Genomic DNA, 337 nt, shown 5'->3' on the forward strand with positions numbered 1-337 from the left:
AACGCTTTGATTTTAGGCTCTGGGGGGAGCGCTAAAGCCCTAGCGTGCGAATTAAAAAAACAAGGCTTGAAAGTGAGCGTGTTGAACCGCTCTGCTAGGGGATTGGATTTTTTCCAACGCTTGGGCTGTGATTGTTTTATGGAACCTCCTAAAAGCACTTTTGATTTGATCATTAACGCCACTTCAGCGAGTTTGAATAATGAATTGCCTTTAAATAAAGAGGTTTTGAAAGGGTATTTTAAAGAGGCTAAGCTCGCTTATGATTTGGCGTATGGGTTTTTAACGCCCTTTTTGTCTTTAGCCAAAGAGTTAAAAATCCCCTTTCAAGACGGAAAAG

At 40.9% G+C, this 337-nt stretch carries 1 protein-coding gene; it reads left to right on the forward strand.

The window, feature by feature from the left end; genetic code table 11:
• Positions 1-337, forward strand: a 337-nt coding sequence (locus tag F8C76_RS19990) for a hypothetical protein (RefSeq protein ID WP_211372208.1), incomplete at both ends; no start/stop codon positions are given.

Origin of the sequence: Flagellimonas olearia, from assembly GCF_009184425.1 — a bacterium.
Classification (GTDB): domain Bacteria; phylum Bacteroidota; class Bacteroidia; order Flavobacteriales; family Flavobacteriaceae; genus Flagellimonas; species Flagellimonas olearia.